Here is a 3,384-nt window from a genome sequence, read left to right on the forward strand (position 1 = left end):
GCTCGAGCAAAAGCGGAAGCTGAAGCAAAAGCAGCAGCAGAAGCGAAAGCTAATGCAGAAGCGAAGAAAAAAGCGGAAGCAGAAGCCAAATTGAAATCAGAAAAAGTTAAGTCTGAACCTAAAGTAACTAAAGTTGCTGATCCAGAAACAGCTGCAGTAAAAGCAGAAGCCGATCGTTTAAAAGCGACTCAAGAAGCTGTACTTACTCAAAAGCAGAAAGATGAAGCTGCCAAAGCAGCTGAAACAGCACGCCAACTTGCAGAAGTTAACTCTAAGCGTTGGGCAGAAGAAGAACGCCAACGTTTAGATGCAGAAAAGAATGGCGATCACCACATTACAACGTCTAAAGTTGCTCGTGCAGCAGAAGACAGTTCAGATGCTGATGATGAAAAACGTGGTCGTCGTGCGCGCAACAAAAACGCCAATAAAAAACGTGGCGGAAAAGATGCTCGTGACGGTCGTGAAAAACATATGCGCAACCGCAGTACCGCACCTGAATCTATGGCGCACGGTTTTAATAAACCTGCTGCAGCTGTTAGTCGTGACGTGCGTATTGGCGAAACCGTAACCGTATCTGAATTAGCTCATTTAATGGCAATTAAAGCCACTGTTATCATCAAGCAAATGATGAAAATGGGCACTATGGTAACGATTAACCAAGTACTTGACCAAGAAACAGCCCAAATGGTTGCTGAAGAATTAGGTCATAAAGTTGTGCTTATTCGTGAGAACGAACTTGAGCAGCAAGTACTTAAAGATCGTGATGACAACATCCAGCTAGAGTCTCGTGCTCCTGTTGTGACTATCATGGGTCACGTTGACCATGGTAAGACGTCATTACTTGATTATATTCGTCGTGCAAAAGTTGCAGCTGGTGAAGCCGGTGGTATTACTCAGCATATCGGTGCATACCACGTTGAAACTGAAAACGGCATGATCACCTTCCTTGATACTCCTGGTCACGCGGCGTTTACGTCAATGCGTGCTCGTGGTGCTAAGGCGACTGATATTGTTATCTTAGTTGTTGCAGCTGATGATGGTGTAATGCCACAAACGATAGAAGCTATTCAACATGCTAAAGCGGGTAATGTACCGTTAATCGTTGCTGTTAACAAAATGGATAAGCCAGATGCTGATCCTGAACGTGTTAAGAGTGAACTATCTCAACATGGCGTCATGTCAGATGACTGGGGCGGAGATAACATGTTCGTTCATGTATCAGCTAAGACTGGTCTGGGCATTGATGAACTGTTAGAAGGTATTTTACTTCAATCTGAAGTATTAGAACTTAAAGCTATACGTGATGGAATGGCAGCTGGTGTTGTTATTGAATCAAAACTTGATAAAGGTCGTGGCCCTGTTGCTACTATCTTGGTTCAAGAAGGTACCTTACGCCAAGGCGATATCGTTTTATGTGGATTAGAGTACGGTAAAATCCGTGCGATGAAAGACGAAAACGGTCATGCTATCACTGAAGCTGGTCCATCTATTCCGGTAGAGATCTTAGGTCTTTCTGGTGTCCCGTTAGCGGGTGATGAGGCGACAGTTGTTCGTGATGAACGTAAAGCCCGTGAAGTTGCATTATATCGTCAAGGTAAATTCCGTGACATTAAGTTAGCGCGTCAACAGAAGTCTAAGCTAGAAAACATGTTTGCGAACATGGAAGAAGGCGAAGTACAAGAGTTGAACATCGTACTTAAAGCGGATGTTCAAGGTTCTCTTGAAGCTATTTGTGAATCATTAGCTAAACTGTCTACAGATGAAGTTAAAGTGAACATTATTGCTCGTGGTGTTGGTGCATTAACCGAAACCGATGCAACATTAGCAGCTGCTTCAAATGCGATTCTTGTAGGTTTCAACGTCCGTGCAGATGCACAAGCGCGTAAAACCATTGATTCAGAAAGTGTTGATTTACGTTATTACAGCATCATCTACAACTTAATTGATGAAGTTCGTGCTGCAATGACTGGTATGTTAGCTCCTGAATTTAGACAAGAAATTATCGGTCTTGCTGAAGTTCGTGATGTATTTAAGTCTCCTAAAATTGGCGCGATTGCTGGTTGTATGGTTACTGAAGGTATTGTTAAGCGTAGTGCACCAATTCGTGTTCTACGTGATAACGTGGTTATCTTCGAAGGTGAACTTGAGTCTTTACGTCGCTTCAAAGATGATGCCCCTGAAGTCCGTAATGGGATGGAATGTGGTATCGGTGTTAAGAACTACAATGACGTTCGTGTAGGAGACCAAATTGAGGTCTTCGAAACAGTCGAAATAGCTCGCACCTTATAAGAACCAATGGAAGGGCGGCTTTAGCCGCCCTTTTTGATTGTAGACCTAACGATATGGCATATCATCATGGCAAAAGAATTTAGTCGTACACGCCGTATTGCACAACAACTCCAGCAAGAACTTGCAATGGTGTTGCAACGCGATATGAAAGATCCCCGCATTGGTTTTGTCACAGTAAATGACGTCGACGTCTCTCGTGATTTAAGTTATGCAAAAGTTTATGTGACTTTTTTTGAAGAAGACACTGAACTTGTTCAACAAAAAATTGATGCGCTTACTGTAGCTGCACCTTATGTTCGTACTTTAGTTGCTGGACGTATGAAATTACGTGTCATGCCTGAATTACGTTTTATTTATGATAGTTCGTTAGTAGAAGGCATGCGTATGTCTAACCTAGTGACACAAGTCATTAATAAAGATAAAGCTAAACAGCAGCAGTTTTCGCCAGATGTATCTGATAATAGCGAGTCTGTTGACGGTGAAAAGGAGCAAGATTAATGGCTCGACGCCCTAAAGGTCGCTTCATCGACGGAATCGTATTACTCGATAAAGATACTGGCATGAGCTCTAATTTTGCCCTGCAAAGAGTGAAGCGCTTTTTTAATGCTAATAAAGCTGGCCATACAGGTGCTTTAGACCCGTTAGCAACAGGTATGTTGCCTATTTGTCTTGGAGAAGCGACTAAGTTCTCTCAGCATTTACTTGATTCGGATAAGCGCTATCTGGTCACGGCTAAATTGGGTCAACGTACTGATACTAGTGATTCAGATGGGGAAGTCGTTCAAACGCGCCCTGTTAATTTTACTCAAGAATTACTTGATGAAAAACTGTCATTTTTTCGTGGAACCACTCAACAAATACCTTCAATGTATTCGGCATTAAAATACCAAGGTCAACCTTTGTATAAATATGCTCGTGAGGGGATTGAAGTTCCACGGGAATCGAGACCGATTACTGTATTTGAGCTCAATTTTATTAAGCTTGAAGGTGATGAACTAACACTAGATATTCATTGTTCTAAAGGCACTTACATTCGTACCATTATTGATGATTTAGGTGAAATGCTTGGATGTGGAGCACATGTCATTATGTTGC

3 protein-coding genes are annotated in these 3,384 nt (G+C 42.2%); all 3 read left to right on the plus strand.

The window, feature by feature from the left end:
• Positions 1-2,289: translation initiation factor IF-2 (gene infB, locus H5202_RS19370; protein WP_182773501.1), on the plus strand; the 2,289-nt coding region annotated here is incomplete at its 5' end.
• A 66-nt stretch (positions 2,290-2,355) separates the two neighbouring features.
• Positions 2,356-2,787, plus strand: a complete 432-nt coding sequence (gene rbfA / locus H5202_RS19375) for a 30S ribosome-binding factor RbfA (RefSeq protein WP_182773502.1) — start codon at positions 2,356-2,358, stop codon at positions 2,785-2,787.
• Positions 2,787-3,384: tRNA pseudouridine(55) synthase TruB (gene truB, locus H5202_RS19380; RefSeq protein ID WP_182773503.1), on the plus strand; the 598-nt coding region annotated here is incomplete at its 3' end. The genes rbfA and truB, both read left to right, overlap by 1 nt.

This window comes from Shewanella sp. SG41-4, from assembly GCF_014164505.1.
Classification (GTDB): Bacteria; Pseudomonadota; Gammaproteobacteria; order Enterobacterales; family Shewanellaceae; genus Shewanella.